This is a genomic window from Streptomyces sp. CA-181903, from assembly GCF_050937075.1.
Classification (GTDB): domain Bacteria; phylum Actinomycetota; class Actinomycetes; order Streptomycetales; family Streptomycetaceae; genus Streptomyces.
In genome coordinates this window covers 172,622-197,326 of record NZ_JBNJLY010000001.1, presented here as the reverse complement: position 1 = coordinate 197,326, position 24,705 = coordinate 172,622, and the positions used below count along the sequence as shown (strand labels likewise).

Genomic DNA, 24,705 nt, shown 5'->3' with positions numbered 1-24,705 from the left:
CCCGATTCCCCTTCCGGGGCCGCCCCGCTCCACGCCATCATGTGGGGACACAGGCACCGGACCGCGGGGAGGGACGACGCGTGAGCGTTTTCGGCAAGGGCATCGAGAAGGCCGAGGTGCGGCTGAAGTGGGATCCCGCGCCCTACGGGGCCGACCCGCACGACCTCGACCTGGTGATCGCCGTCCTCAGGGCCGACGACCCGCACGGCGCCCCCGCCCAGCTGGTGCACTTCGGCCGCCGCTCGCCCGACGGCACGGTCACCCTCAACCGCGACAGCCGCAACGGCAAGGGGCTGGGCTGGGACGAGGTGATGACCGTCGAGCTGTTCCGGATGGCCGAGGCCAACGGGCGCGTCGTCGTCGGCGTGGCCGCCCAACAGACCGGCGGCCGGCTCACCCTGGCGGACGTGGCCGCGCCCCGGGTACAGATCGTGACCGGGTACGAGGTGCTGGCGGAGGAGGACTTCGCGTCCGTCGGAGGGGCCACCGCGGCCACGGTGGGCGAGTTCGTCCGCGACGCCGCCGGACTGTGGTCGTACCGCCCGCTCCTCCGCGGTTTCGACGCCGATCCGGAGACGTTCGCCGAGACCATGGGTTCCGTCTGACGTCCGCCGACGGCCTTCCCGGGGTCTTCGTAGCGGTCGGTGACGACGTGGGCGTCATCGGGTGACGCGAGGGAGCTGTCCGGCCCTGGAGCGGAACGGTCGACTCCGGTCAGCCCTCCGCAACAGGTACCTTTGGCCACGGACTGGACGTACGGGCGGTTCGTGACCAGGTTCGTTCCGGCCGATTCGTTCCGGCCGACGGGACGGCCGCGCCGCGGACGGCGGAGACGATGCCGCACACCCGAAGCGTTCCGCTCCGCCGCTGTCCCATCGGACAGCGGGTGTCGCCCCCCACGAAGACGTCGAGGCATGAACGTTTCACACACCGGCCCTCGCGGCGCCGATGGCACCACCGGAGCCCCGGCCGGCCGCACCACCCGGGTGGCCGTCCTGGTCACCGCCCTCCTCACGGCCTGCATCGCCTTCCAGCTCAACGCGAGCATGCTCAGCCCCGCGCTGAAGAGCATCGAGGACAGCCTCGGCGCCACGTCCGCGGAGATCGGTCTCACCCAGACCGCGTTCTTCACCTCGGCGGCCCTGTTCTCCCTGTTCCTCCCGCGCCTCGGCGACATCCTCGGGCGCCGCAAGGTGCTGGTCGGGATGCTCGCCCTGATGGCCGTGGGCTGCGTCGTCGCCGCCCTGGCGCACAGCGTGGCCGTGCTGTTCCTCGGCCGCGTCATCCAGGGCGCGTCCGGCCCGACCGTGCCGCTCGCCCTGATCATGCTCCGGGTCGAGGTCCCCGAGCCCAAGCGCTACGGCACCCTGCTCGGCGTGATCACGGCCGTCAACGGCGGCATCGCGGGCGTGGACTCCCTCGGCGGCGGCTACCTCGCCGACCACCACGGCTTCCAGGCCGTCTTCTGGGCGATGGCCGTCGTCGCCCTCATCGCCACCGTCATGGTCGCCACCATGACCCCCGAGACCAGGGTCCCGTCGGCCCACCGGATGGACTGGCCCGGCGTCGGCCTGCTCGTCGTCTCGGTCGGCTCGCTGCTCGTCGCCCTCAACGAGGCCGGGAAGCTGGAGGCCGCCGACTGGACGCTCGTCGTCGGGCTCGCCGTGGTGGCCGCGCTCGCCTTCGCCCTCTTCTGGCGCACCGAGGACCGCTCCCCGAACCCGCTGGTCGCCACCCATCACCTGAAGCAGCGCGCCACCTGGGCCACCCTGCTGACCACCGTGCTCACCATGACCGGCGTGTTCGCCGTCATGAACGGCCTGATCCCGGCGTTCGCCCAGGACGCGCGGGCCGGCCTCGGCATGAGCGCCAGCGAGTCCGCCTGGTGGACCCTCACCCCGTACGCCCTCGCCGGACTGGCCATGGGGCCGGTGGCCGGACGGCTCGCCGCCACCTACGGCTACGGCCGGGTGCTGCGCCTGGGCCTCGTCGGCGCGGTGGTCTCCGTCGTCCTGATGATCGTGACCGTGCCGGCCGACTCGCGGGTCCTGCTGCTGATCACCTCGCTGCTGGTGGGCGTCACCTACGCGGGCGTGGCCAACATCGTCCTCAACGGACTGGGCATCGTGCTGTCGCCCAAGGAGAACCCCGGCTTCCTGCCCGGCCTGAACGCGGGCGCCTTCAATCTCGGCGCGGGGCTCAGCTTCGCCGCGCTCTACGCCGTCAAGACGGCCACGGCGCCGTCCGACGCGTCCTCGCCCGGCGGGTACGTCACCGGCATGATCGCGGGTGTGGTGATCCTGGCCCTCGCGATCGGGACGTCGTTCCTGATCCCGAAGCCGGTGGAGGCCGAGGCGCACGACTGAGGCGCTTCCCGCCCTCCCGCTGTCCGGCCCGCCCGGCGACTCCTTCCGTCGCCGGGCGGGCCGGCCCCTTTCCCGGGGTTCTCACCTCGCCGGGCACTGCTTCCAGGCGAAGTGGTACATGGTGCTGATGTTGCCGTCCGTCGAGTCCATCATCAGGAAGCTGCTGGTCTTGGCGGTGTCCGAGGTGCCGGCGTCCACCCGCAGCTCGGTGTTGATGTTGAAGTAGCGCATGGCCCCACAGGGCGCGTAGACCAGCGCGTCGATGTCCGTGGTGTCGGACGTCTGCCAGTTGTCGTTGAGCGGGCCGGTGAAGTGGTGGTTGACGAACGACGTCTGCTGCATCCCCTGGAAGTAGTAGTTCGCCCGCTCCAGCCCCGCCGCCCCCTTCTCCAGGTGCGCGAAACCGCGGTAGTCCGCCCGCGCGACCGCGTACGTGAAACCCTGCGGGACGTGCACGTTCAGGCTGAGCTGGCAGTTCCTGCGGGCGTCGGTCGGCTTGGAGCCGACGCCCACCTGGGCGACGTAGTCGCTGTACGACACGGTGAAGGCCGTGTTGTCGGGCGACACCGCCACGTTCGCGGTCCCCGCCGGGCACCCCGACCCGTTGACGGTCACCACGTCGATCACGACCTTGTCCGGCGGCGGCACCCCGAACGGGGCGGCGCCCGCCGGCGGGGCCGCGAGGGTCAGCAGGCCCGCCGCCGCGGCGCCGCCGAGCACGGCCGGTCTGAGCTTGGTGCGTCCGCGCATGAGGTCCCCTCCCACTGCGCCGCGCCCGGAAGCACGGATGAGGCACGGATCAGGAACACTGCTTCCACTCGAAGTGGTAGAGGGTGTTGACGCTGCCGTCGGCCGAGTCCATCGCCATGAAGCTGGTGGTCGACGCCGGGTCGGAGGTGCCGGCGCCCACCCGCAGCTCGGTGTTGACGTTGAGGATCCGCTGGGTGCCGCAGGGCGCGTAGACCAGCGCGTCGACGTCCGTCACGTCGGTGGTCTGCCAGTCGTCGCTGAACGGGCCGCTGAAGCGGTGGTTGGCGGAGGTCGTCTGCTGCATGCCCTGGAAGTAGTAGCTCGCCTTCTCCAGGCCCGTAGCCCCGCTCTGCAGATGGGCGAACCCGCGGTAGTCCGCCTTGGCGATGGCGTACGTCCAGCCCTGCGGTACGTGGACGTTCAGGCCGAGCTGGCAGTTCTTCCGGAAGTCGGTGGGCTTCGAGCCGAGGCCGACCTGGGCCAGGTAGTTGCTGTACGAGACGGTGAAGGCCGTGTTGTCGCCCGCCACGGCGACGGCCGCGGTCCCGGCCGGGCAGCCGGAGCCGTTGACGGAGACCACGTCGATCTGGATTCTGCCCGGTGGCGGCGTGCCTTCGGCCGCCGTGGCCTGGGGGGAGAAGGCCGCGGTGGCGACGAGTGCCGCGGCCGCGGTGCCGATGAGTGCCGGTTTCCACATGGGGATGCCTCCAGCTGCTCCGCCGAGTGACTGCGCGAGACATGCCACCACCGCCGGGGGGTCATGTACAGGTCAGGTTGAGCCGAGTGTGGCCGGTCTTCGCCGGACGGCCCCGCCATGCTCGGTCTTCCCGCGGCCTCCCTCGCCCCTTTCACGGTCCGGTCTTGCCTGCCCGGCGGCCCGGAGGGACCGTGGAAGGGACGTCCCGCGCTTCCCGTCGGCGCGGAATCCGAGCGCCGGGCGCGGCACGCCAGGGCGAAGGAGAGCGCCATGCGTACTCTGCTGAGGGCCCGGCTGGACACCCACACGGCCAACGAGGCGGTCAGGAACGGCACCATGGGGCGGCCATGCGGGACGTCGTCGAGCAACTCCGCCCCGAAGCCGCCTACTTCACGTGCATGGACGGCGGGCGCACCTGCATCCTCGTCTTCGACATGCGGGAGTCCTCCGAGATGCCGGCGCTGCTGGAGCGGTTCTTCCTCGACATGGAGGCCGAGGTCGAGCTGCACCCCGTCATGAACGCCGACGACCTGCGGGAGGGCCTTGACGCCCTGCCCCGGGGGTGACCGCGCCCCCGTCCCGGCGGTGACCGTATTCCCGGAGCCCGTCCGCCAGTTCCGCCGCGTCGCCGTCCCTGAGCGCGGACAGCGCCTGCTGGAGCGCGAAGGTGCCGCGGACCGCCGCCACCCGGCCGGCCGGGCCCCGCAGGGCGGGGCCGCCCAGTGCCACCACGCGCCGTAGGAACGCGTCCCCGTACGAGGCGGCGACGGCGGCCAGGTCCACGGCCGGGTCGCCGATCGCGGCCTCGTCCCAGTCGACCACCCCGCGCAGCACGGGAAGTCCGTCCTCCGTCTCCCACAGCACGTTCTCGCCGCCCAGGTCGCCGTGGACGAAGGCCCCCGACACGTACGGCAGCGCCTCGGCCGCCGCCGGCTCCCGCTCCGCCCGCGCCCGTCCGGCGGCGGACACCAGCGGGAACAGCTCCGCGCGGACGTCGGACGCGAACCGGCGCCACTCGTCGCGCGGGGCCTCCGGCAACTCCCCGCGCGGCCCCTGCTCCCCGCCCGCCCGAACGAGCGCCGCCAGCAGCGCGGCGAACTGCCGGGCCGCGGCGTCGGCGGCCTCCGGCCGGGCGAGCGCGGACGGCTCCAGCGGCGCGCCCGGCACCCGGGTGAGCACCAGGTGGGCCGGCCCGCGTGTGCCGTCCTCGACGGAGAGCGGCGAGGGGACGGCGAACGGCAGGCCCGCCCGGCCGACCGCCCGCAGCGTCGCCGCCCGGGCGGGGAGCCGGGCCGCCGCGGCCGGGGTGCGCGGGAAGCAGAGAACGCGGCGCGCGCCGACCAGTACGCGGTGGAACTGGCCTTCGTGAACGGCCGGTTCCACCCCGTCCTCGGCCGACAGCCGTGCCGCGAGCGCCGCTTGCCCATCGGCGGGACGGACCGTCATCGCCTGTCACTCCCTCGTCAGGGCCGGTTGAACCGTACTGCGCCGATGGCGTACGGCCCGTTGGGGGCGGGCGGCCGGGGAGCGGTGTCCGCCTCCGGGGGAGTGGCGGTGGCCGGTGTCCTGGGGGGATTCCGTGGAGGAGGTGACGGTCGTGGTCAGGGGAAGCAGGCAGGCGAGTGCGGCGGCCGAGGCCGCTCTGCGGAGTCTCGTCATGTCCGGACCATAGGTCACCGGGTCCGCCCGGGGCGGCGGTTTTCCGTCGCCCACCGGGGCACTGCACGGCCTCGGCAGACGGGCCGTCACGGGTGGCCGGGAGCCGGGCGGGATGGATGCGGGGGCCAGCATTCCGGGCGTCGGGGCCGCGTGCGAAGATTCCGTGCCCGGTCCGTGTGGACCGGGTGACAAGGGGAAACTTCGTGAAACCAACCACTCTCAGAGCAGCCGTCGGAGCCGTGCTGGCCATGGCCGTGCCGGCGGTGCTGGTGCCCGCCTCCACCGCGAGCGCGGCGCCCAGGACCGACGCCGTGGACAAGGCGACCGTCGCCTCCTTCGGCCGTGCCGCCGACACCCTGCTGACCGAGCGCACGTCGGCGCTGCTGGACTCGGTCAAGTCGCCGCGAATAGCCACCCAGCTCGACCGCAAGGTGCGGCTGGCCGCGGCCGCGGCCAAGACGGAGCAGGCCGGGCTGACCACCCTCCAGGCGCGCAAGAAGCGGCTCGCCGGGCTCCACGAGGCGTACACCGAGGCGGACACGCAGGTCACCGTGGACGGGACCCGTGCCGCCGGCGGCCGGGCGGTCGTGCGGCTCACCGAGACCACCACGCTCACGTACAAGAAGGTCCGCGGCGACGAGCCGGTCACGACCGGCTTCAAGGCCCGGCACGAGGCCCGCTTCACCGCCCGCCCGGGCGGCTCCTGGGAGCTCACCGCGCTGACGACCGACGACGACGGTCCCATCGCGATCAACGACCCCACGGTGCGGAAGCGCGTCGCGTCCCTCGGCCCGACGCCCAGCGCCCCCCGCGCCTCCACCGCGTGGACGTCCCAGTCGGTGCCCAAGCGCGCCAAGGCGGGCGTCGACTACGCGGCCATGGCCGCGTACACCGAGAAGTACTGGCGGAACTACAACCCGTCGTACCGGAAGTTCAACGACGCCGGCGGCGACTGCACCAACTTCCTCAGCCAGGCCCTGCAGGCCGGCGGCTGGAAGCCCGAGACGGGTCCGGCGGACGACTACCGCAAGTGGTGGTACGCCTCCTCCGGCCAGTCCGACAGCTGGGTCGGCGTCAACGAGTGGTCGTGGTACGCGCTCAACTCCAAGCGCGTGACCAGCCTGGCCAACGTCTACCAGCTCGAGGTCGGCGACGTCATGCAGATGGACTTCGACGGTGACGGGTCGAAGGACCACTCCATGATGGTGACGTACCGCAGCCGGTACGGCGTCCCGTACCTCACGTACCACTCCACCAACACCTACCGGAAGTCGGTGGCGAGCATCATCGCGTCCTACCCGGACGCGGTCTACTACGCCTACCGCACCTGACCGGTGCCGCCGCGCGGCGGGCGGGCTCCGCTCGCCGCGCGGTCGGGAGACGGGCCCGGCCCGGTTTCCCGGCCGGGCCCACCGGTCGGCACGCGCCCTGACCGCCCCTGGGTTACGTCGCTTTTGATAGCGAATGTCCGAATAGAAACAGGGCGGTGGGAAGTTGCGGTAGTGGCCCCTGTGATACTGGGGCCGGAATGTGTGTTTTGGTGCCAGGGGGTACGAAGGTGTCGAAGAGGACCATGCAGCGTGCGACGGCCCTGATCGCCGCGGCCACTGTCGCACTCGGCCTGGCGGGCTGCGACTCCGGGGGAGACTCCGGCGGGAAGGGCGGCGGGAAGAATTCCTCGGCGTCGCCCTCGCAGAGCGCGTCGCAGGACTCCGCCTCCGCCCACAAGAACCGGCCGCAGAACCGCCGCAAGCCGGAGGAGAAGTGGGACGGCAAGGTCAAGGTGCTCGGCGACGGCTCCACGTCCTACACCGGCCCCCAGCCGAAGCAGCCGAAGCCAGAGAAGCTGAAGCCGGGGGAGAAGCCCCCGCAGTTCGTCGTCTTCTCCTGGGACGGCGCCCTGGAGGGCGACGACCACCTCTTCTCGCATTTCCGCGAGGTCGCCAAGCAGAACAACGCCACGATGACGTTCTTCCTCACCGGCACCTATCTGCTGCCCAAGTCCAAGGCGACCCTGTACAAGCCCCCGCAGCACAAGCCCGGCGAATCCGCGATCTCCTACGCGACCGACGCCCACATCCGGGACACCCTCCGCGAGGTCCGCGCCGCCTGGCTGGACGGCAACGAGATCGGCACGCACTTCAACGGCCACTTCTGCGGCAAGAAGGGCGGCGGCGACTGGAGCGAGACGGAGTGGAAGAGCGAGATCGAGCAGGCGTACTCCTTCGTCCAGCACTGGAAGACGAACACCGGCTACAAGGACCTGCCGCCGCTCCCCTTCGACTACGAGAAGGAGCTGGCCGGCGGCCGGGCGCCGTGCCTGGAGGGCCAGCCGAACCTGCTCAAGGCGGCGCGGCAGTTCGACTGGCGCTACGACGCCAGCTCGCCCGGCGACTTCCAGATATGGCCGTCCCAGATCGACGGCATATGGAACTTCCCGCTGCAACTGCTGCCCTACCCCAAGAGCGAGAAGCAGGTCCTCTCCATGGACTTCAACTTCCTCTACAACCAGTCCGGTGACAACACCAAGGGCGATCCGAAGAAGTACGCCGAGTGGCGGAAACTGACCCGGGACGGTTACCTCAACGGCTTCGAGCGCGTCTACCACGGAAGCCGGGCGCCGCTGTTCATCGGCAACCACTTCGAGGACTGGAACGGCGGCATATACATGAAGGCGATAGAGGACGTCATGACGTCCGTGTGCAAGCGCGACGGCGTCCGCTGCGTCTCCTTCAAGCAACTGGCCGACTGGCTGGACGTCCAGGACCCCGACGTCCTGGCCCGGCTGCGCGGACTCGACCCGGCGCAGTCCCCGGACTGGAAGTCGATCGTGAAGTAAGGCGCCGATCGCGAGGGGGGGATCGGGGCCGTCGTCGTCACGAAGCGGGCCCGGGGCCGCCGTCGTCACGAAGCGGGCCCGGGGCCGGCATGAGGCCGCCCCGGGCCCCCGCTCACGAGCCGTCGGTCATGTACCGCGTCCAGATGCCCAGCGGGACGGAGGCGGGGGACGGGCCGTCCGCGCCCTTGCCCTTGGCCTTCCCCTTGTCCTTGCCGTCCCCGCTGCCGTCCAGGGGCAGCAGTTTCTGGCTCTTCGGGTCGATCCGGGCGAGCGACACCGCCGTGGAGAGTTCGCCCCGGTACCCGACGAACCACGCCGACTTGCCGTCCTGCGCCGTGCCGGTCTTGCCCGCGCTGCCGGGCCCGGCGGCCTTGGCCGCGAGCGCGGTGCCGTGCCGGACGGCCTCCCGCAGCGCGTCGTCCACCGCCTTGGCCACGGGCGCCGGCAGCGCCTGCCGCGGCTTGGGCCGCGCCACGGGGACGTCCGCCCCGTTGCGGCGGAGACCGCTCACCGAATACGGGTCGGTGTGCCGGCCCTCGGCCGCGAAGGTGGCGTAGGCGTCGGCCATGCGGATGGCGCTGGGCGTCGAGGTGCCGAGCGAGAACGACGGCAGCTTCTCGCCGAGGCTGCTCTCCAGCAGGCCCGTCTCCACCCCGACCTTGCCGACCCGGTCCAGGCCGACGTCCATCCCGAGCTGCATCATCGACGTGTTGACCGACTGCGCGACCGCGTTCTTCAGGGTGATCTTGCCCCAGGACTTCCCGTTGTCGTTCTCGGCCTTGACGATCTTCCCCGAGCGGTCCCAGTACGGGCCCTCCGGCGTCAGCAGTGAGATCTTGTCGTCGCCGTCGTACAGCGTCGCCGGGGTGACGGGGGTACGCGGCTTGTCGCGCTCCCGCTGGACGCCGTCGCGCAGCGCCGCCGCGTAGACGAACGGGGTGAACGCGCTCCCGGCGGGCACCACCGACGAGTTGGCGTCGTTGAAGCCCTGCTTCAGGTAGCCCTCGCCGCCGTAGAGGGCGGTGACGCGCCCGTCGGTGGTCACCGAGGCGGCGCCGATGCGCAGGTCGCGGTCGGGGTGGTCCGGGTCGGGGCCGAGGGTCGCGCGCGCCTTGCCGACGGCCTTGGCCAGCGCCTCGACCCGCCGCCGGTCGAAGGTGGTGTGGATCTGGTAGCCGCCGCGGGCGAAGTCCTGGTCGGAGACGTCGCTGTGCGCGCTCACATACGCCCGCGCGGTCTCCACCAGGTAACCGGTCTGGCCCGCCAGCCCGGCGGGGCGCGGCGGGGGCACGGGCTCGGGGAAGCGGGTGTACGAGGCCCGCTCCTTCTTGGAGAGCTTGCCGATGGCGACCATCCGGTCCAGGACCCAGTTCCAGCGCTCGACCGCGCGCTCGTGGTTCTTGGCGCTCACGGCCGGGTCGTAGAGCGCCGCCCCCTTGAGCAGCGAGGCGAGGAAGGCGCCCTCGCTCGCGTTGAGCTCCGAGACGTCCTTGTCGTAGTACGCGTGGGCGGCCCGCGCGACGCCGTACGTGCCCCGCCCGTACCAGCTGGTGTTGAGGTACTGCTCCAGGATCTCGTCCTTGGACAGCTTGCGGTCGAGCTTGATGGCGATGAACATCTCGCTGAGCTTGCGCGAGAACGTCTGCTCCTGGTTCAGGTAGGCGTTCTTCACGTACTGCTGCGTGATGGTGGACCCGCCCTGGGTGCTGCCGCCAGTGATCATCTTGGTGACGGCGCGGAGCATGCCGCTGGGGGAGACGCCGCTGTCGGAGTAGAACGTCTCGTTCTCGGCGGCCAGCGCGGCCCAGCGCACCTTCTCCGGGACCTTGTCGAGGGGCAGGTCCTGCCGGTTGACCTCGCCGGTGCGGGCCATCTCGGAGCCGTCGGCCCAGTAGTAGACGTTGTCCTGCTGGGTGGCGAAGGCGTTGAGGTCGGCGGGTATCTCCGTGCGCGCGTACATGACGGCGAGGAGGCAGGTGACGACGCCGACGCAGCTGAATATCAGCCCCAGGCTCTGCCGCCACGACGGGACCCAGCGCCGCCAGCCCGCCCGTCCCGGGCGCGGGTACGCCGGCCGCAACCACCGCCCGAGGCGGCGCGCGGTTTCCTGACGAGTGCCCAGCAGCCGGCGGAGGCCGACGGGAGCGGCGGCTTTCCGGGCATGTGCCCCTTTACGACGTTCGATCACTGCTCGACCCTATGGGATCGACTCCCGCAGTTTTGTGCCGTTCCGTCGCGAAAACATCACGGTTCCCTGTGGGCTTCCGCCGTCGGCCGGTCCCGTGCCGCCGCGTGGAGCGCAGCACTCCGGAACCGATCCTCCCGGCGGGACGACACCTACCGTCTTTCCTGGTACGAAGGTTACGCCTGTGACGGAATGACGTTTACGGGGGCCGGTCGGTTCCCGGAGCCGGCCGGTTCCCGGGCCGGCGAGGAAGCCGACGACGACCGGGAAACGACCCGCCGCGGCCCCGCCGCTCCGGAATCCATTGGCCGAAAACGGCTCTGACCAGGCACACTCCCGCATGTTCCACACCGCCGACGCGCTGCTCGCCACTCTCGACCCCCTCCCGCACCACCACCGGCTGCGGCGGCTGGCGCTGAGCGTGCCGGACCTGGCCGAGCGGGGCGCGCTCACCGGGGTCCTGGACGACCTGGACCGCCGCGGCGACCACGAGCGCCGGCTCGCGGCCCTGGCCGCCCTGGTCGGCCGGCAGGAGCACTTCCTCACGGCACGCCTCGCCGACCCGGACCCCGTCGTCGCCGGCTACGCGCTCCGGGGCGCCCGCGCCCTCCCGCTGCCGGACGCCGCGATCGAGGCGGCGTACGAGGACGCGTCCGCCGCGACCCGCGACCGGATCGCCCGCTTCCTGTGGGCCGGCGACCGCCCGCACCTCACCGAACGGCTCGTGACCCGCCTCCGCGACCAGGGGGACGACACGGAGGCGGCCCGACTGCTCCCCGGCTGCTCGGCCTCGTTCACGGCCGCCGCGCTGCCCGGCCTCGCGCACGCCGTCACCTCACCGGTCCGCCTGGCCCGCCGCCACCCCGGCCCCTTCCTCGACCAGGCCGAACGGGACCTCGCCGAACGGACCCGGGGCGCGGGGCAGGCCGACTGGTGGCAGCGGCACGGCGGCGCCCTGGCCGTCGTCACGGCCACCCACCCGGAGCGGGTGCTCACCCTGCTGGAGCGCCACGGGCCCGGCACCCTGCCCTACTGCCTCCGCCGGTGCGCGGGCGCCCTCGTCGCCGCGGACGCCGAACGCTTCGTCCGCCGGCTGCTCCCCCCCGAGCGGGACCACCCGCGTCACGAACCCGACCTGCCGTCCGGCGTGTTCCGCGCGCTCGTGCGGGCCGGTCCGGCGGACCCGCGCCCGCTCGTGGCGCTCACCGGCTGACCGGAGGCGCGGGCGCCGGAGCCCCCTCCGCCTCGCCCGCCGTGCTGCGCCGTACGACCAGCAGCGCGCAGGCGGCCGCGGCCGCCGCCGCGGCGACGGCGAGGGCGTAGCGGGCGCCCGTGGGGGAGTCGGTGAGGCCCCAGGTGGCGGAGGCCAGGGCGGGACCGAAGGTGAAGCCGAGGTTGCGGGAGAGCTGGACGGCGGAGCCGGCTGTTCCGGCGGACCTCGGGGGCGCCGCGTTCATCACCAGGGCCTGTGTGGGCCCGCCGTACAGACCCATTCCGGCCCCGGCTATGGCGAGTCGCCAGACGATGTCGCCCGTGGACCAGTCGTGGTCGCCGAGGAGGGTGAGCAGGAAGAGGCCGAGGGTGGTGAGGGCGGCGCCGGCGACGGCGGTCGGCCGGTGGCCGTACCGGTCGGCGAGGCGCCCGCCCAAGGGGCCGGCCACGCCCATGGCGAGCGGGAAGGCGAGGACGGTCAGGCCGGTGGCCGTCGCCGACAGCCCGCTGTCGTCCTGTAGCCGCAGCGCCACGACGTAGTGCATGGCGCCGAACCCGCAGGCCAGCGCGAACACCGCCCCGTAGACGCCCTGCGTACCCGAGGCGCGCACGACGTCCACCACCGGCCGGGCGCCCGGCCCGCGCAGCCACCGCACCGCGGGCGGCAGCCCGGCGAGCGCCAGCAGGAGCCAGGCGGGGGAGGACGGGGCGAGGGTCAGGGCGAGCAGCAGCGCGGTGATCGCGCCGCCGACGAGCGCGGCGTCCGCCAGCAGCCGGCGGTCCGGCGCGACGAGGCGGCCCCGGACGGGCAGCGCGCGGCGCGCCACCAGCAGGGCCGCGAGGCAGAACGGCAGCTTGACGAGGAACACCGCGCGCCACCCGAAGGCGTCGAGCAGGACACCGCCCACGGCCGGGCCGGTGACGGCGCCGAGCGGCCCCAGGGTCGCCGGGACGCTCATGGCCCGGCCGCGCAGGTGCGGCGGTACGGACCGGGCCGCCAGGACGGGCATGAGGACGAACAGCACGGCGGCGAACGCCCCTTGGAGCACCCGCGCCGTGGCCAGCATCGGCATCCAGGGCGAGGCCGCCGACAGCAGGCCGCACAGGGCGAAGCCGGACGTGGCCGTCAGGACCGCCGGACGCAGCCCCGTGCCCGTCCCCCGCCACTCAGGTCCAGCCAGCGCCCGGCGGGCAACAGCAGGGCGACCACGGCCAGTTGGTAGCCCAGTACCGTCCACTGCGCCATGGAGGGGGAGACCCGCAGGTCGTGGGCGATGTCGGCCAGTGAGACGTTGACGATGTTCATGTCGAGCATGGCCACGAACGACAGCACTCCGGCGATGCCGACCAGCACCCACCGGGGCCGTTCGTCCTCGGCCGGGCGCCGTGTCCCCTCCGGCAGTTCCTCCGTACCGTGCCGCATCGTGTCCCCTCCGAGGCCGTGAGGCCGCCGTCGACCGGATCCGGGTGTCGAGGGCGCTCGCACCCGCGCCCTGCCACCGGCGCGGCCCGCGCCCCGGTGGTCGGACGAACGCGCGGTGGGACTCCCCGGCCGGACGGAATCCCGTTGGCTCCCGGACGTGTTCGGGGGAAGAGCACCGCCCCGAGGAAGTCGGCCGGGGGAGCGCTCCGGTTCCCGGGCGGCGACGGGAAACGGCCCGGCCCGCACGGCGGCCGCTGCCGCCGGATCCCTCCCCCGCATCCCCCCGCATCCTCCCGTGGGCAGCATGGCACGGCGGGACGCGCCGGCGGGCGTCCGGATACGGCCTCCCTTCGTGCCGTTCCCGCCACGCCTCAGGAGTCCCCGGAGTACGGCGGGGTCTCACGCGGCGCGAAGCCCGAAGGCCGGTTCCGGGGCTTGCCTTTCGGCGGCCCGGCACGTTGGTTGTGCTTGTCCCGGGCGCCGGTGGGGAAGGCCGGTGGGAGGAACGCCCGCGACGGAACACGGCCCGACTCGCCACTTCCGGCGCTCCGGTGGCCGTTCAACCGTGCCGGCTGCGCGCTTGAACACCGGCCGTCCTGGCGCCCACCGGATCTTTCGGCAGGTCACCGTACCGTCCCCCGACCCGTCCGCCGCGAGCGGGGCCGGGTACGGGACACCACCGGTGAGCGAGGCGCGCGGGCGGCCGGACGAGCCGGGGCCGAACGCCGCTTTCCTCGCACACGCTTTCCTCGAACGCCGCTTTCCTTGAACGGCCCGGCGGGCGCATCGTTTCGGTGACCGGGTGGCAGGGAGTTCTCGTCCCCCTGCCCCGGTACCGGTTCGCCGTGAACCGGCCGCGGAGCGCCTTCTCGCCGTCGGCTCTCCCCGCTCCGTTCTCCCCATTCCGTCGACGACCGCCGCCGGGCCGGACCGTGGAGGTGACCGCTGGTGACCGACGAGGACGCGGGCCGGCCGCCCGCGCGGACGCACCGGCGCGCACCGGAGAGCGCCGGAGCGCGGCACCGGACCACCCGCCGCCCGCCTGCCGCCCGGCCTCCGGACCGTCCGTCGGCCCGCTCCGCACCCCGGCCCCGCCCGGCCGCCGCCGGCTCCCCGACGGCACCCACTACCGAAAGGCCCCTTCATGGACGTACGTGAACTGAGGATCGCCGGCGCCTTCCACTGCGTCCCGGACAACTTCCCCGACGAGCGCGGCCACCTCGCCTCGCCCTTCCAGGAGGAGCCCTTCACCAAGGCCACCGGGCACGGCCTGTTCCCCGTCCGGCAGACCAACCACAGCCGCTCGCGCCGCGGGGTCGTCCGGGGCGTCCACTACACCACGACCCCGCCGGGAGGGGCCAAGTACGTCCACTGCTCCCAGGGCAGGGCGCTGGACATCGTGGTGGACGTACGCGTCGGGTCCCCCACCTTCGGGGTGTGGGAGTCGGTGGTGCTCACCGCCGAACACCCCAGCGCCGTCTACCTGCCCGTCGGGGTCGGCCACGCCTTCGTCGCCCTGGAGGACACGGTCATGACGTACCTCCTCTCCGTCCCCTACACCGCCGCCCACGAACAGGCCGTCTCCATACACGACCCGGCGCTGAACCTCCCCGTCCCCACCGAGGACGTGATCCTGTCCGACCGCGACCGCGTCGCCCTCAGCCTGGACGAGTCCGCCGAGCGGGGCATGCTGCCGGACTACGAGAAGTCGCTGGAGATCGAGGCCGCCCTCTACGGCGCGTACCCGGGCGCCGGAGCGGCGGGCGCGAGCCGGGAAGGGAGCGGCGCATGAACGCCCCGGACGACAAGCGCCCGTTGGTGACCGTGCTCGGCGCCTCGGGGTTCATCGGCTCCGCCGTCGCGGCCGAGCTCGTCCGGCGGCCGGTCCGGCTGCGCCTCGTCACCCGGGGGCACCGCCCGCCGGCCGCCGTCGCCGACGCCAAGGACGTCGAGCTGCGCACCGCCGACGCCACCGACCCGGCGGCCCTCGCGGCCGCGGTGGACGGCTCCGACGTCGTCGTCCACCTGCTCGCCGACCTCTCCGGCGACATCAACTGGCGGGGCGCGGACCCGGTCGCCGAACGCGTCAACGTCGGCACCATGCGGCACCTCACCGACGTCCTCCGCCCGGGCCCCGGCGGCCGTCCGGTCACCGTGATCTACGCCGGGGCGGCCAGCCAGGTCGGCCTGTCCGCCGCCCCGCGCATCGACGGCTCCGAGCCCGACGAGCCGCAGGGCGCCTACGACCGGCAGAAGCTCGCCGCGCAACGGCTGCTGGAACAGGCGACGAGGGCCGGCGACGTCCACGGGATCACCCTGCGCCTGCCCACCGTCATCGGCTGCGCGCCCGGCCGCACCACCTCCAAGGGCGTCGTGGCGGCCATGACCAAGCGGGCCCTGGCCGGCGAGCCCATCACCATGTGGCACGACGGCTCCGTCCTCCGCGACCTGCTGCACGTCGACGACGTCGCCCGGGCCTTCGCGGCGGCCCTCGACCACGGGCACGAACTGGTCGGCCGGCACTGGCTGATCGGCAGCGGCCACGGCGAACCGCTGGGCGCCGTCTTCCGGCGGATCGCCGACCTCGTCGCGGACCGCACCGGCCGGCCGCCCGTCCCCGTCCTCACCGTCGACCCGCCGGAATACGCCGAACTGGCCGACTTCCACAGCGTCGAGATCGACGCGTCCGCGTTCCGCGGCGTCACCGGCTGGCAGCCGCGCCTGACGCTGGACGAGGCGCTGGAACGGACCGTGGACGCCCTGTACCGGAACACCGTCGACGCGCCGCACGACCCCGAGCCGCGGTCCTGAGCCGCGGTCCCCGAGCCCGTACCGCCACCCCGCCGCCCGCCCCGAGGAGAAGAGAATGCCCGAGCCCCGCACCGCGCCCGACGTCCCGCCACCCGACCGCCTCGCGGCCCCCGAACCGGCCGCTACCGACGGCCGTTGGCGCATCGAGGTGGACCGGAACGTCTGCGCCGGCACCGGCCTGTGCCTGGGGACCGCCTCCCGGCACATGCGCCTGGACAACGGCAGGGCCCGGCCGGTCGAGGAGGTCGTCGCCCCCGACCCCAGCGTGACCGACGCCGCCGACACCTGCCCGATGGAGGCCATCACCGTCCGCGACGCGGCGACGGGTGAAGTCCTCGCGCCGGAGCGGTAGTCGGCCGCCTGACGCGACCGCGTCATCCGGCTGTTCGTTTTCACCTGTCGCGTCTTCTATCGCGTCTTCGACTGTCCGCTTTCGACTGTGCGTCATCGACTGTTCGTCTTCGACCCGAGGTGGGATGTGCATGAGCGTGCTGGTATGGGCCTACGGCGATGAGTACGAGGCCGAACGCGCGGAGATCCTCGACGCCGTGGACACGGTGTTCTCCTCCGGACGCCTGGTGCTGGGGCCCAGCGTGCGGGACTTCGAGACCGAGTTCGCCGCCTACCACGGCATCGGCCACTGCGTCGGCGTCGACAACGGGACGAACGCGGTGAAGCTCGCCCTCCAGGCGCTCGGCATCGGCCCCGGCGACGAGGTGATCACCGTGTCCAACACGGCCGCGCCCACCGTCGTCGCCATCGCCGGCACCGGCGCGGACGTGCGGTTCGTCGACATCGACCCGGCGACCTACCTCATGGACCCGGCGGCCCTGGCCGCGGCAGTGACCCCGCGCACCCGCTGCGTCGTCCCGGTCCACCTGTACGGCCAGTGCGCCGCCATGGAGGAGATCGGGGAGACCGCCCGCGCCCACGGACTGGCGGTCGTGGAGGACTGCGCCCAGGCCCACGGCGCCCGCCGGAACGGCACGCTCGCCGGCACGTTCGGGGACGCCGCCGCCTACTCCTTCTACCCGACCAAGGTGCTGGGTGCCTACGGCGACGGAGGGGCGGTGCTCACCGGCCGCGAGGACGTCGACCGCGCGCTGCGGCGACTGCGCTACTACGGCATGGAGGAACGGTACTTCGTCGAGACCCTCCCCGCCCACAACAGCCGGCTCGACGAGGTGCAGGCCGAGATCCTGCGCCGCAAACTGCGCCGGCTCGACGACTACATCGCCGCCCGGCGCGCCATCGCCGACCGCTACCAGGAGGCCCTGAAGGACACCTCGCTCACCCTGCCCCGCATCGCCTCCGGGAACGACCACGTCTACTACCTCTACGTCGCCCGCCACCCCCGGCGCGACGTCGTCCTGGAGCGCCTGCGCGCCCACGACATCGAGCTGAACGTCAGCTACCGCTGGCCCGTTCACACCATGACGGGCTTCGCCGGGACCCCCGCCGCCGACGCCCACCTCCCCGTCACGGAGGAGTGCGCGGAGGAGATCTTCTCGCTGCCCATGTACCCGTCGCTGCGGAGGGACGTCCAGGAGCGGGTGATCGAGGCCCTGCTCAAGGTGCTGCCCACCGTGGACTGAGGGGGATGCGGGGCGTGACGCGCCATGCCCGCGGGGCCGGGCATGAGGCGTCATGCCCGGCCGGGCCGACCGGTTTCCGGGCGAACGGGCCTGATAGGGCTTGTTGTGCCGGATGGCACCTCATGGGCGTGATGGTCATCACTGTTACCGATGGTACTGATGATGTCTGATGGGCCGTTTTGCGCTGGTGTGGCTTGGTGTGGTGGTGTTGGGGGCGGTTGACATGTTGAGGGGAAAGGTGTGGCGGGGATGGCTCTGGTGCTGTTGCGCCGTTGGAAGGGTTCGTCGGGGCAGGGGGGTGTCCGGCTCCCGGAGGGCGCGGGAGGGCTGGGCTGCCAGGTGCTGGATCCGGTGCAACTGCCGCTGTACCGCGCGGACGTGTCCGTCCGCGACGCGTCCGGCCGGGAGGTGCTGACCGGTCAGACGGACCCGCACGGCCGGTTCACGGCCACCCTCGCGCCGGGCGACTACGTGCTCGCGGTGACGTGCGAGGGGTTCCGCCCGGTCCGCCGCCCCTTCACCTGCGCGGCCGGGGCCCACGCGACCGTCGAGCCGGTCGCGATGGAGCCGGCCCCCGCGCCGGCCCTGCCCACGCCGGGCGCCTGGCGCATCGACCCGGACCACACCGCCGTCCGCTTCGCCGCCCGCCACATCGGCCTCTCCCAAGTGCACGGCCGCTTCAACGGGTTCGAGGGGACCCTGTGGGTCGGCGAGCGCATGGAGGAGTCGCGCCTGGACGTGGTGATCGAGACGGCCAGCATCGACACCGGCGTCCGGCAGCGGGACGAGCACCTGCGGTCGGCAGAGTTCCTGGGCGTCGCCCAGTACCCGTACATGCAGTTCACCAGCGACCGCTTCGTCCACCGGGGCGGCCCCCGCTGGTCCGTCCAGGGCGTGCTGAACCTCCACGGCGTCAGCCGCAACGTCGCACTCGACACCCGCTACTTGGGCATCGGCACGGGCATCATGGGCGAGACGCGCGCCGCCTGCTCGGCCGTGACCGAACTCCACCGCGAGGACTTCACGCTGAACTGGAAGTCGATGATCCAGCGCGGCATCGCGATGATCGGCGCGACGATCCGGGTGGAACTCGACATCCAGGCGGTGCCGCAGTCCTGAGCCTCGGGGGCGGTCCCGCCCCGGCCGGTTTCAGGACACCGGCACGAGCCGGAAACCGGCCCCCTCGGCGGTGACGCGGCCCGCCGTCGGCGGCGGGAAATGCGTGCCCAGCAGGAGCGTGTCCGTGCCGGCGAGGGCGGCGAGGAGCCCGCGGCGGGTGCGGACGGCCCGGGCGGGGTCGGTGTCCACGCAGCTGGTGATCCCGGGGTGGGCCAGCTGGACGGGGTGGTGGACGCAGTCGCCGGTGATGACGGCCGACCCTCCGGCCGAGCGGAGTTCGACGGCGATGTGGCCCGGCGTGTGGCCGGGCGTCGGGAGCAGCCGGAGGCCGGGGGCCAAGGGGCCGGGCCGTCGTGGACGTCGACGAGGTCGAGGAGCCCGGCGTCCCGGATCGGCTCGACGGAGTCGCGGAACATCTGCCGCCGGCTCTCCTCCATGGTGCCGGCCCGCCCGGCCCAGTGGTCCCACTCCGTACGTGAGGTGACGTAGCGGGCGTTGGGGAAGGTGGGCACCCACGAACCGTCGGCGGCGGCACGGGTGTTCCAGCCGACGTGGTCGGTGTGCAGATGGGTCAGGACGACCAGGTCGACGGAGTCGGGCGGGAACCCGGCCACCGTGAGCCGGCCGAGGTAGCCGGTGTCCAGGCAGTGCCACGCCGGGTTGGCGCGGGTCTTGCCGTCGCCGATGCCGGTGTCGACGAGCACGCGCTTGCCCCCCACCTCGAAGGCGAAGGTGTGGCTGGCCAGCAGGGGAGCGTGGCCGGGCGTGGCGAAATCGGGCCGCAGCCACGGCACTTCGGCGACGACCTCCCGGGTGGCGTCCGGCAACAGCCACGCGCCGGTCTCCGGCGGCAGGGCGATCTCGTCGACACGGTGGACGCGGACGTCGCCGACCTGCCACGACGTGGGGACGGCCGCTTGAGGGGACGGCTCGTGGGAGGGATCGGGGCGGAGCATGGGCACGGTCCTCTCGGCAGTAAAAGCAGAATCTTTGCTTTAAGTGGACCCTAGGGCCTAGGGTGCGGCTAACGCAAAGATTCTGCTTTTGTATGAGGTGGAGGCACGCCATGACCACACCGGACCCGGGCCCACCCGAGACGACCGGCCGAAGCGCCGTCGTGGCGGCCACGGCCGACCACGTCCTGTCCGTCCTCGGATCCCTGCGCGAACTCGACCTGGACGGCGTCGCGCCCGCCGCGGCGTACCGGCCGGACGGCATCGCCCACCCTCGGGAAGGAGAGCGCGCCGATGCGGCCGTATGAACTGACGCTCGCCGAGGCGGCCGACGCCGTCGCGGCCGGGGACCTCTCGCCGGTGGAGCTCACCGACTCCGTCCTCGGCCGGATCGAGGCCGTCGAGCCGGAGCTGAACGCCTACGCCGAGGTCCTCGCCGACACCGCGCGCCGAGCCGCCGCCCGGGCGGCGGGCGAACTGGCCGCCGGGCGGCGGCGCGGGCCGCTGCACGGCGTGCCGATGGCGCTCAAGGACCTCATCGACGTGGCCGGCGTGCCCACCAGGGCGGGGTCCCGGGTCCGCGAGCACCACACGGCGCTCCGGGACAGCACCGTCGCCGCGCGCCTGGCGGAGGCCGGCGCGGTGCTGCTGGGCAAGGCTCACACGCACGAGTTCGCCTACGGGCTGACCACGCCGCAGACCCGCAACGCCTGGGCACCGGACCGGGTGGCGGGCGGTTCCAGCGGCGGCTCGGCGGTGGCCGTCGCCGCCGGGGCGGCCACCTTCGCGCTGGGCACGGACACCGGCGGCTCCATCCGCGTCCCCGCCGCGCTGAACGGCGTCGTCGGACTCAAGCCCACGTACGGGCTGGTGCCCGTCGACGGGGTGGTCCCGCTCTCCTGGTCCCTGGACCACGTCGGCCCCCTGACCCGTACCAGCCGGGACGCCGGCCTCGTTTTCGCGGCCCTGACGGGACGTCAGATACCGGAGGGCCGGCCCGACTTCGCCTCACTGCGCGTCGGCGTCCCCGGCAACCATTACTTCGACCGGGTGCACCCCGCCGTCGAGGAGGCGGTCCGCGCGGCGGTCGAGCGGCTGCGGGACCTCGGGGCGCGCCTCGTCGACGTCCGGATCCCCCTCGCCGAGCACGTCAAGGCCACGCAGTGGGGGCTGATGGTGCCCGAGGCGAGCGCGGTGCACGAGGAGACCCTCCGCTCGTCCCCGGAGCTGTACGGCGCCGACATCCACCCGCTGCTGGAGGCCGGGCGGCTCGTCCCGGCCGGCGACTACCTGCGCGCCCAACGCGCCCGCACCCTCATGCGGCAGGAGTGGGCGCGCCTCTTCGACGACGTGGACGTCGTCGCCGCGCCGACCGTCCCGCTCACCGCCGTCCCCCGGGACACGGAGACCGTGACCTGGCCCGACGGCGGCACCGAGACCGTCGCCGACGCCTACGTACGGCTGTGCGCCCCGGCGAACATCACCGGCCTGCCGGCCCTCTCCCTCCCCGTCGGGCTCGACGCCGAGGGGCTGCCCGTCGGCATGCAGCTCATCGGGCGGCCGTTCGACGAGGCGACCCTCCTCGGGGTGGGGCACGCCCTGGAACAGACCGGGCCGCAGGCCCTGACGGGCAGGCCGGGCCTGGCGCCGGACGGTGCCGCCGCCCGTCTCGTCGCGCAATGACGTCGCGTTAAGCTGGGCTCATGAGCCCCAGACCCGCCGTACGCCCCGGGGGCCGCAGCGCCCGCGTCCAGGAGTCCGTCCACCGGGCCGTACGCGAACTCCAGGCCGAGGGGGCCGCCTTGACCGTGCCGCTCGTCGCGGCCCGGGCCGGGGTGACCCCCTCGACCATCTACCGCCGCTGGGGCGACCTTCAGGAACTGCTCTCCGACGTCGCGGTGGAACGCCTGCGTCCGGAGGCGCCCCCGGCGGACCACGGCAGCCTGCGGGCCGACCTGGAGCACTGGGCCGTCGCCTTCCTGGAGGAGATGTCGTCCCCGCCGGGCCGCTCCTACATCCGCGACGCCCTCGCCGGCGATCCGGACGGCTCCCACGCCGGCCAGTGCTCCGGTTTCGCGCACGACCAGGTCGAGTCGATCCTGGAGCGCGCGGCGGAGCGCGGCGAGCACGCACCGGACGCGGAGACCGTGATGGACCACCTGGTGGCGCCGATGATCTACCGCGTCCTCTTCCGCCCCGGACCGCTCGACGCCGCCTTCGCCCGCCGGCTCGTCGCCACGGTCTTCTACCGGCTGATGCCCCTGCCCTGACCCGGCCGGCCCTCCGGCGCCGCCGGCAGCGCGGCGGCGCGGAGGTTCGCCCTCACGGCCGAGGCCCGTAGCGGCCGCGGCCCTGTGCGACCCGCGGCTCGCGGCGCGGCCGGCGTGACCCCGGACGACGGCCCCGCCGGCCCTGTCCGGAACGGCACCCTTGCCGGCACCCCGCGCGTACGCTGACGCCCAGGTATCACGGAGCACGAAAGGGATCATCGTGCGCACACCTCTCTCCTGGCTCGCCGACCGCTATACGCTCGCGCCTCGCAGCGTCCGATGGGCAACGCTCATTTCGGTCGTGGCCAGCATCGGCATCGTCGTCACCGGTGGCGTCGTCCGCGTCACAGGCTCCGGCCTGGGCTGCACGGACTGGCCGGCCTGTACGGACAGCACCCTCGCCCCCACCGCGGAGATGGGGCTGCACGGTGCCATCGAGTTCGGCAACCGCCTGCTCACCGGCGTGCTCTGCGCCGTCGTGGGCTGGGTCATCGTCGCGGCGCGGCTCCAGCGCACCCCGATGCCCTCAGTGTTGCGCGGCGGCTGGGCGCAGTTCTGGATCGTCGTCCTGAACGCGCTGGTCGGCGGCCTCACCGTCTGGATGAAGCTCAGCCCGTACATCGTCGCCGCGCACTTCCTCGCCGCGATGCTGCTGCTCACGGCCGCGGTGGTCACCTGGCACCGGGTCCGGCGGCACGGCGAGGAGACGGGACCGGCGGTGCCGATGCCGCCGGCCGTCCGCCCCGCCACCGTCGCGCTGGTCGCCGCCAACGCCCTCCTCATCCTGGTGGGCACCCTCGCCACGGGCACCGGCCCGCACGCCGGCGACTCGTCGGACGTCCCGCGCATGCCCCTGAACTGGAGGTTCGTCACCACGCTGCACGGCCTGCTGGGCGCGGCCGTCCTGGGCCTGCTGGTCTACCTGCTGTCCGTCCTGCCCAAGCGCGGCTGCGCCCTGGCCCGGCAGAAGACCGTGCTCCTGCTCATCACCGTCGTGGCGCAGGGAGGCGTCGGCCTGATGCAGTCCCTGAGCGGTCTGCCCGCCCTGGCCGTCGTCCTCCATCTGTTCGGCTCGACCCTCGTCTGGGCCGGCGCCCTGCAGGTATACCTAACGGTCGGAACGGCGAGTTCAGGCCGTCCGGTGCCGGCTGCCGAGACCGAAAACCGATCCGAACGCCCGACCATGCTTTCCGGCCGCTGACGCCGCGGCGCACCACGGCCCCCGCGGTCGATCGATTACCGAGAAACAATCATTACCGAGTTGCTTTTATTGAGGCCGATGGGCTTTCATGGCGGGGCGGCGCGTGCGGCAGCGGGCGCCGCCCCAGCGCATCCACGGGGGAAGGAACCGCCATGACCCACGCACACGTTCCGCCGGACACCTCGGTGCTCGTCGTCGGCGCCGGGCCCACGGGGCTGACGCTGGCCATCGTGCTGGCGCGCGCCGGCGTGGCCGTCCGCGTCGTCGAGAAGGCGCCGGAGTTCCACCGGGAGTCCCGCGGCAAGGGGCTCAACCAGCGCAGCCGGGAGATCTTCGAGGACCTGGGGGTGGGGGAGGAGGCCACCGCCTCCGGCACCGAGCACATCACCCTGCGCAAGTACCGCGGCGGCGTCCCGGTCAGCGACCACGTGAGCTTCGGGAACAACGCCCCGACGGCCGACACGCCGTACGCGAGCGGGCTGCTCATCCCGCAGTGGCGGACCGAGGAGATCCTCCGCGGTCGCCTGGCCCGGCTCGGCGTCGAGCCCGAACTGCGCAGCGAACTCACGGGGTTGACCCAGGACGAGGACGGGGTGACCGCCACCCTCGCCGACGGCCGGCGGATCCGGGCCGACCGGCTCGTCGGCTGCGACGGCGGGCGCGGGACCGTCCGCAAGCTCCTCGGCCTCTCCTTCGAGGGCGCCACCGAGGCCGAGGAGTGCATGGTGATCGGCGACGTACGGGCCGACGGCCTCGACCCGGCCTACTGGCACCAGTGGTTCGACGAGGACGGCGGCATCATGCTCTGCCCCTTCCGCGACAGCGACCACTGGCAGCTCCAGGCGGCGCCCGAGCGCGACGCCGACGGCGCGGTGCTGCCGCCCTCCCGGGAGTCCTTCCAGCGGACCTTCGACCGCCACGCCCGCGTGCCCGGCGTCCGGCTGACCGACGTGCGGTGGACCTCGGTGTACCGCATCAGCGTCCGCATGGCCGACCGGTTCCGCGTCGGCCGCGTCTTCCTCGCCGGTGACGCCGCGCACGTCCACTCCATCGCCGGGGGCCTGGGCATGAACACCGGCATCCAGGACGCCTTCAACCTCGGCTGGAAGCTGGCGCTCGTGCACCGCGGCGAGGCGGCGGAGCCGCTCCTCGACACCTACGAGGAGGAGCGCCTGCCGGTCGCCGCGTGGACCCTGCGGCTGACCGACGAGCGCCTGGGCGCGGTACGCGAGGGCGTGCGCAGGGCGGGCGTGGGCACGGAGGCCGCCGCCACCGAGGACACCACGACGCTGCGCGTCGGCTACCCGTGGAGTTCGCTGGCGTGGGGCGGCCCCGACGCGGGCGAGCGCGCGGGCGGGGTGCGGCGCGGTGAGGGCGGCCCGTGGTTCACCCTGCGCGGCCCGGGCGGCCCGGTGCTGCGCGAACTGGCCGGGACGTCAGGCGAGTTGGTTCGCGTCCAGGAAGACCCTGCGGCCCGCGACCTGCTGCTGGTACGGCCCGACCACCATGTCGCGCTGCGCGCCCCGCTGTCCGGCGCGGGGGAGGTGGCGGAGCGGCTGGCCGCGCTCGGCGCGGCGGCCTCCGATCGCCGGACGGGCTGACGGGCAGCCCGTCCGGCGGTCAGG

The 24,705-nt window shown here is 73.3% G+C and carries 22 protein-coding genes and 1 pseudogene; 16 read left to right on the top strand and 7 right to left on the bottom strand.

All coding sequences use genetic code 11. The features are described 5' to 3' along the window. Positions 1-80 precede the first annotated feature (80 nt). Both ACQEVS_RS00885 and ACQEVS_RS00880 read left to right on the top strand, forming a co-directional pair. Positions 81-605, top strand: a complete 525-nt coding sequence (locus ACQEVS_RS00885) for a TerD family protein (protein ID WP_433013688.1) — start codon at positions 81-83, stop codon at positions 603-605. Positions 606-914: 309 nt separating this feature from the next. After that, complete coding sequence (locus ACQEVS_RS00880) at positions 915-2,366, top strand: MFS transporter (protein ID WP_433013685.1); 1,452 nt, start codon at positions 915-917, stop codon at positions 2,364-2,366. Positions 2,367-2,447: 81 nt separating this feature from the next. Here ACQEVS_RS00880 and ACQEVS_RS00875 read toward each other — a convergent pair whose 3' ends face one another. Both ACQEVS_RS00875 and ACQEVS_RS00870 read right to left on the bottom strand, forming a co-directional pair. Further along, positions 2,448-3,116, bottom strand: a complete 669-nt coding sequence (locus tag ACQEVS_RS00875) for a DUF4360 domain-containing protein (protein ID WP_433013682.1) — start codon at positions 3,114-3,116, stop codon at positions 2,448-2,450. A 49-nt stretch (positions 3,117-3,165) separates the two neighbouring features. Next, a complete protein-coding gene (locus ACQEVS_RS00870) occupies positions 3,166-3,813 on the bottom strand; it encodes a DUF4360 domain-containing protein (RefSeq protein ID WP_433013679.1) in 648 nt (215 codons plus the stop codon). 347 nt (positions 3,814-4,160) lie between these two features. Here ACQEVS_RS00870 and ACQEVS_RS00865 point away from each other — a divergent pair, with 347 nt between their 5' ends. After that, entirely contained in the window at positions 4,161-4,379 is a 219-nt protein-coding gene (locus tag ACQEVS_RS00865; RefSeq protein ID WP_433013676.1) for a hypothetical protein, read from the top strand. On the opposite strand, the gene ACQEVS_RS00860 is transcribed toward ACQEVS_RS00865, so the two are convergent. Continuing rightward, positions 4,327-5,259, bottom strand: a complete 933-nt coding sequence (locus tag ACQEVS_RS00860; protein WP_433013674.1) for a phosphotransferase family protein — start codon at positions 5,257-5,259, stop codon at positions 4,327-4,329. The genes ACQEVS_RS00865 and ACQEVS_RS00860 overlap by 53 nt on opposite strands. 452 nt (positions 5,260-5,711) lie before the next feature. Here ACQEVS_RS00860 and ACQEVS_RS00855 point away from each other — a divergent pair, with 452 nt between their 5' ends. Both ACQEVS_RS00855 and ACQEVS_RS00850 read left to right on the top strand, forming a co-directional pair. Continuing rightward, positions 5,712-6,803, top strand: coding sequence for an amidase domain-containing protein (locus ACQEVS_RS00855; protein WP_433027153.1), 1,092 nt, complete (start codon positions 5,712-5,714; stop codon positions 6,801-6,803). Positions 6,804-7,045: 242 nt separating this feature from the next. Then, on the top strand, positions 7,046-8,311 hold the full coding sequence (locus ACQEVS_RS00850; RefSeq protein ID WP_433013671.1) for a hypothetical protein: 1,266 nt from the start codon (positions 7,046-7,048) through the stop codon (positions 8,309-8,311). Between the two features lie 112 nt (positions 8,312-8,423). Here ACQEVS_RS00850 and ACQEVS_RS00845 read toward each other — a convergent pair whose 3' ends face one another. Further along, positions 8,424-10,499: a transglycosylase domain-containing protein gene (locus ACQEVS_RS00845; RefSeq protein WP_433013668.1), complete on the bottom strand. Its 2,076-nt coding sequence runs from the start codon at positions 10,497-10,499 to the stop codon at positions 8,424-8,426. 337 nt (positions 10,500-10,836) lie between these two features. On the opposite strand from ACQEVS_RS00845, the gene ACQEVS_RS00840 reads away from it, so the two are divergent. Beyond that, positions 10,837-11,709, top strand: coding sequence for a hypothetical protein (locus ACQEVS_RS00840; protein ID WP_433013665.1), 873 nt, complete (start codon positions 10,837-10,839; stop codon positions 11,707-11,709). On the opposite strand, the gene ACQEVS_RS00835 is transcribed toward ACQEVS_RS00840, so the two are convergent. Both ACQEVS_RS00835 and ACQEVS_RS00830 read right to left on the bottom strand, forming a co-directional pair. After that, entirely contained in the window at positions 11,699-12,946 is a 1,248-nt protein-coding gene (locus ACQEVS_RS00835) for an MFS transporter (protein ID WP_433013662.1), read from the bottom strand. The two genes, ACQEVS_RS00840 and ACQEVS_RS00835, sit on opposite strands and share 11 nt — an antisense overlap. Next, on the bottom strand, positions 12,835-13,131 hold the full coding sequence (locus tag ACQEVS_RS00830; RefSeq protein ID WP_433013659.1) for an MFS transporter: 297 nt from the start codon (positions 13,129-13,131) through the stop codon (positions 12,835-12,837). The genes ACQEVS_RS00835 and ACQEVS_RS00830 overlap by 112 nt, the downstream gene beginning before the upstream one ends. A 1,144-nt stretch (positions 13,132-14,275) precedes the next feature. Between ACQEVS_RS00830 and ACQEVS_RS00825 the strand changes: the two genes are divergently transcribed. From ACQEVS_RS00825 to ACQEVS_RS00805, 5 genes are all read left to right on the top strand, one after another. Then, a complete protein-coding gene (locus tag ACQEVS_RS00825; protein ID WP_433013656.1) occupies positions 14,276-14,923 on the top strand; it encodes a dTDP-4-dehydrorhamnose 3,5-epimerase family protein in 648 nt (215 codons plus the stop codon). Continuing rightward, positions 14,920-15,942 (top strand): NAD-dependent epimerase/dehydratase family protein, encoded by a 1,023-nt coding sequence (locus tag ACQEVS_RS00820; RefSeq protein ID WP_433013653.1) that lies wholly within the window; start codon positions 14,920-14,922, stop codon positions 15,940-15,942. Before ACQEVS_RS00825 ends, ACQEVS_RS00820 begins: the two co-directional genes overlap by 4 nt. 55 nt (positions 15,943-15,997) lie before the next feature. Continuing rightward, positions 15,998-16,294 (top strand): ferredoxin, encoded by a 297-nt coding sequence (locus ACQEVS_RS00815; RefSeq protein WP_433013650.1) that lies wholly within the window; start codon positions 15,998-16,000, stop codon positions 16,292-16,294. 130 nt (positions 16,295-16,424) lie between these two features. Continuing rightward, a complete protein-coding gene (locus ACQEVS_RS00810) occupies positions 16,425-17,537 on the top strand; it encodes a DegT/DnrJ/EryC1/StrS family aminotransferase (protein ID WP_433013647.1) in 1,113 nt (370 codons plus the stop codon). A 249-nt stretch (positions 17,538-17,786) separates the two neighbouring features. Continuing rightward, the gene (locus ACQEVS_RS00805; RefSeq protein ID WP_433013644.1) at positions 17,787-18,656 is read left to right on the top strand and encodes a YceI family protein; all 870 of its coding nucleotides are present in this window, start codon (positions 17,787-17,789) and stop codon (positions 18,654-18,656) included. A 30-nt stretch (positions 18,657-18,686) separates the two neighbouring features. On the opposite strand, the pseudogene ACQEVS_RS00800 reads toward ACQEVS_RS00805, so the two are convergent. Beyond that, positions 18,687-19,612: pseudogene (locus ACQEVS_RS00800) on the bottom strand (MBL fold metallo-hydrolase). 110 nt (positions 19,613-19,722) lie between these two features. On the opposite strand from ACQEVS_RS00800, the gene ACQEVS_RS00795 reads away from it, so the two are divergent. From ACQEVS_RS00795 to ACQEVS_RS00775, 5 genes are all read left to right on the top strand, one after another. After that, positions 19,723-19,917, top strand: coding sequence for a hypothetical protein (locus ACQEVS_RS00795; protein ID WP_433013641.1), 195 nt, complete (start codon positions 19,723-19,725; stop codon positions 19,915-19,917). Then, the gene (locus ACQEVS_RS00790; protein WP_433013638.1) at positions 19,904-21,292 is read left to right on the top strand and encodes an amidase; all 1,389 of its coding nucleotides are present in this window, start codon (positions 19,904-19,906) and stop codon (positions 21,290-21,292) included. The genes ACQEVS_RS00795 and ACQEVS_RS00790 overlap by 14 nt, the downstream gene beginning before the upstream one ends. A gap of 20 nt (positions 21,293-21,312) precedes the next feature. Beyond that, positions 21,313-21,879: a TetR/AcrR family transcriptional regulator gene (locus tag ACQEVS_RS00785; protein ID WP_433013635.1), complete on the top strand. Its 567-nt coding sequence runs from the start codon at positions 21,313-21,315 to the stop codon at positions 21,877-21,879. Between the two features lie 220 nt (positions 21,880-22,099). Then, positions 22,100-23,080: a COX15/CtaA family protein gene (locus tag ACQEVS_RS00780; protein WP_433013632.1), complete on the top strand. Its 981-nt coding sequence runs from the start codon at positions 22,100-22,102 to the stop codon at positions 23,078-23,080. 152 nt (positions 23,081-23,232) lie between these two features. Further along, on the top strand, positions 23,233-24,681 hold the full coding sequence (locus ACQEVS_RS00775; protein ID WP_433013629.1) for an FAD-dependent monooxygenase: 1,449 nt from the start codon (positions 23,233-23,235) through the stop codon (positions 24,679-24,681). Positions 24,682-24,705 lie beyond the last annotated feature (24 nt).

Bases quoted from the DNA above. Each gene is read 5' to 3' on its own strand.
- ACQEVS_RS00875 (WP_433013682.1), bottom strand. From the start codon at position 3,116: ATGCGCGGACGCACCAAGCTCAGACCGGCCGTGCTCGGCGGCGCCGCG.
- ACQEVS_RS00865 (WP_433013676.1), top strand. From the start codon at position 4,161: ATGCGGGACGTCGTCGAGCAACTCCGCCCCGAAGCCGCCTACTTCACG.
- ACQEVS_RS00805 (WP_433013644.1), top strand. From the start codon at position 17,787: ATGGCTCTGGTGCTGTTGCGCCGTTGGAAGGGTTCGTCGGGGCAGGGG.
- ACQEVS_RS00815 (WP_433013650.1), top strand. From the start codon at position 15,998: ATGCCCGAGCCCCGCACCGCGCCCGACGTCCCGCCACCCGACCGCCTC.
- ACQEVS_RS00795 (WP_433013641.1), top strand. From the start codon at position 19,723: ATGACCACACCGGACCCGGGCCCACCCGAGACGACCGGCCGAAGCGCC.
- ACQEVS_RS00825 (WP_433013656.1), top strand. From the start codon at position 14,276: ATGGACGTACGTGAACTGAGGATCGCCGGCGCCTTCCACTGCGTCCCG.
- ACQEVS_RS00840 (WP_433013665.1), top strand. From the start codon at position 10,837: ATGTTCCACACCGCCGACGCGCTGCTCGCCACTCTCGACCCCCTCCCG.
- ACQEVS_RS00850 (WP_433013671.1), top strand. From the start codon at position 7,046: ATGCAGCGTGCGACGGCCCTGATCGCCGCGGCCACTGTCGCACTCGGC.
- ACQEVS_RS00785 (WP_433013635.1), top strand. From the start codon at position 21,313: ATGAGCCCCAGACCCGCCGTACGCCCCGGGGGCCGCAGCGCCCGCGTC.
- ACQEVS_RS00870 (WP_433013679.1), bottom strand. From the start codon at position 3,813: ATGTGGAAACCGGCACTCATCGGCACCGCGGCCGCGGCACTCGTCGCC.
- ACQEVS_RS00830 (WP_433013659.1), bottom strand. From the start codon at position 13,131: ATGCGGCACGGTACGGAGGAACTGCCGGAGGGGACACGGCGCCCGGCC.
- ACQEVS_RS00790 (WP_433013638.1), top strand. From the start codon at position 19,904: ATGCGGCCGTATGAACTGACGCTCGCCGAGGCGGCCGACGCCGTCGCG.
- ACQEVS_RS00820 (WP_433013653.1), top strand. From the start codon at position 14,920: ATGAACGCCCCGGACGACAAGCGCCCGTTGGTGACCGTGCTCGGCGCC.
- ACQEVS_RS00810 (WP_433013647.1), top strand. From the start codon at position 16,425: ATGAGCGTGCTGGTATGGGCCTACGGCGATGAGTACGAGGCCGAACGC.
- ACQEVS_RS00880 (WP_433013685.1), top strand. From the start codon at position 915: ATGAACGTTTCACACACCGGCCCTCGCGGCGCCGATGGCACCACCGGA.
- ACQEVS_RS00860 (WP_433013674.1), bottom strand. From the start codon at position 5,259: ATGACGGTCCGTCCCGCCGATGGGCAAGCGGCGCTCGCGGCACGGCTG.
- ACQEVS_RS00775 (WP_433013629.1), top strand. From the start codon at position 23,233: ATGACCCACGCACACGTTCCGCCGGACACCTCGGTGCTCGTCGTCGGC.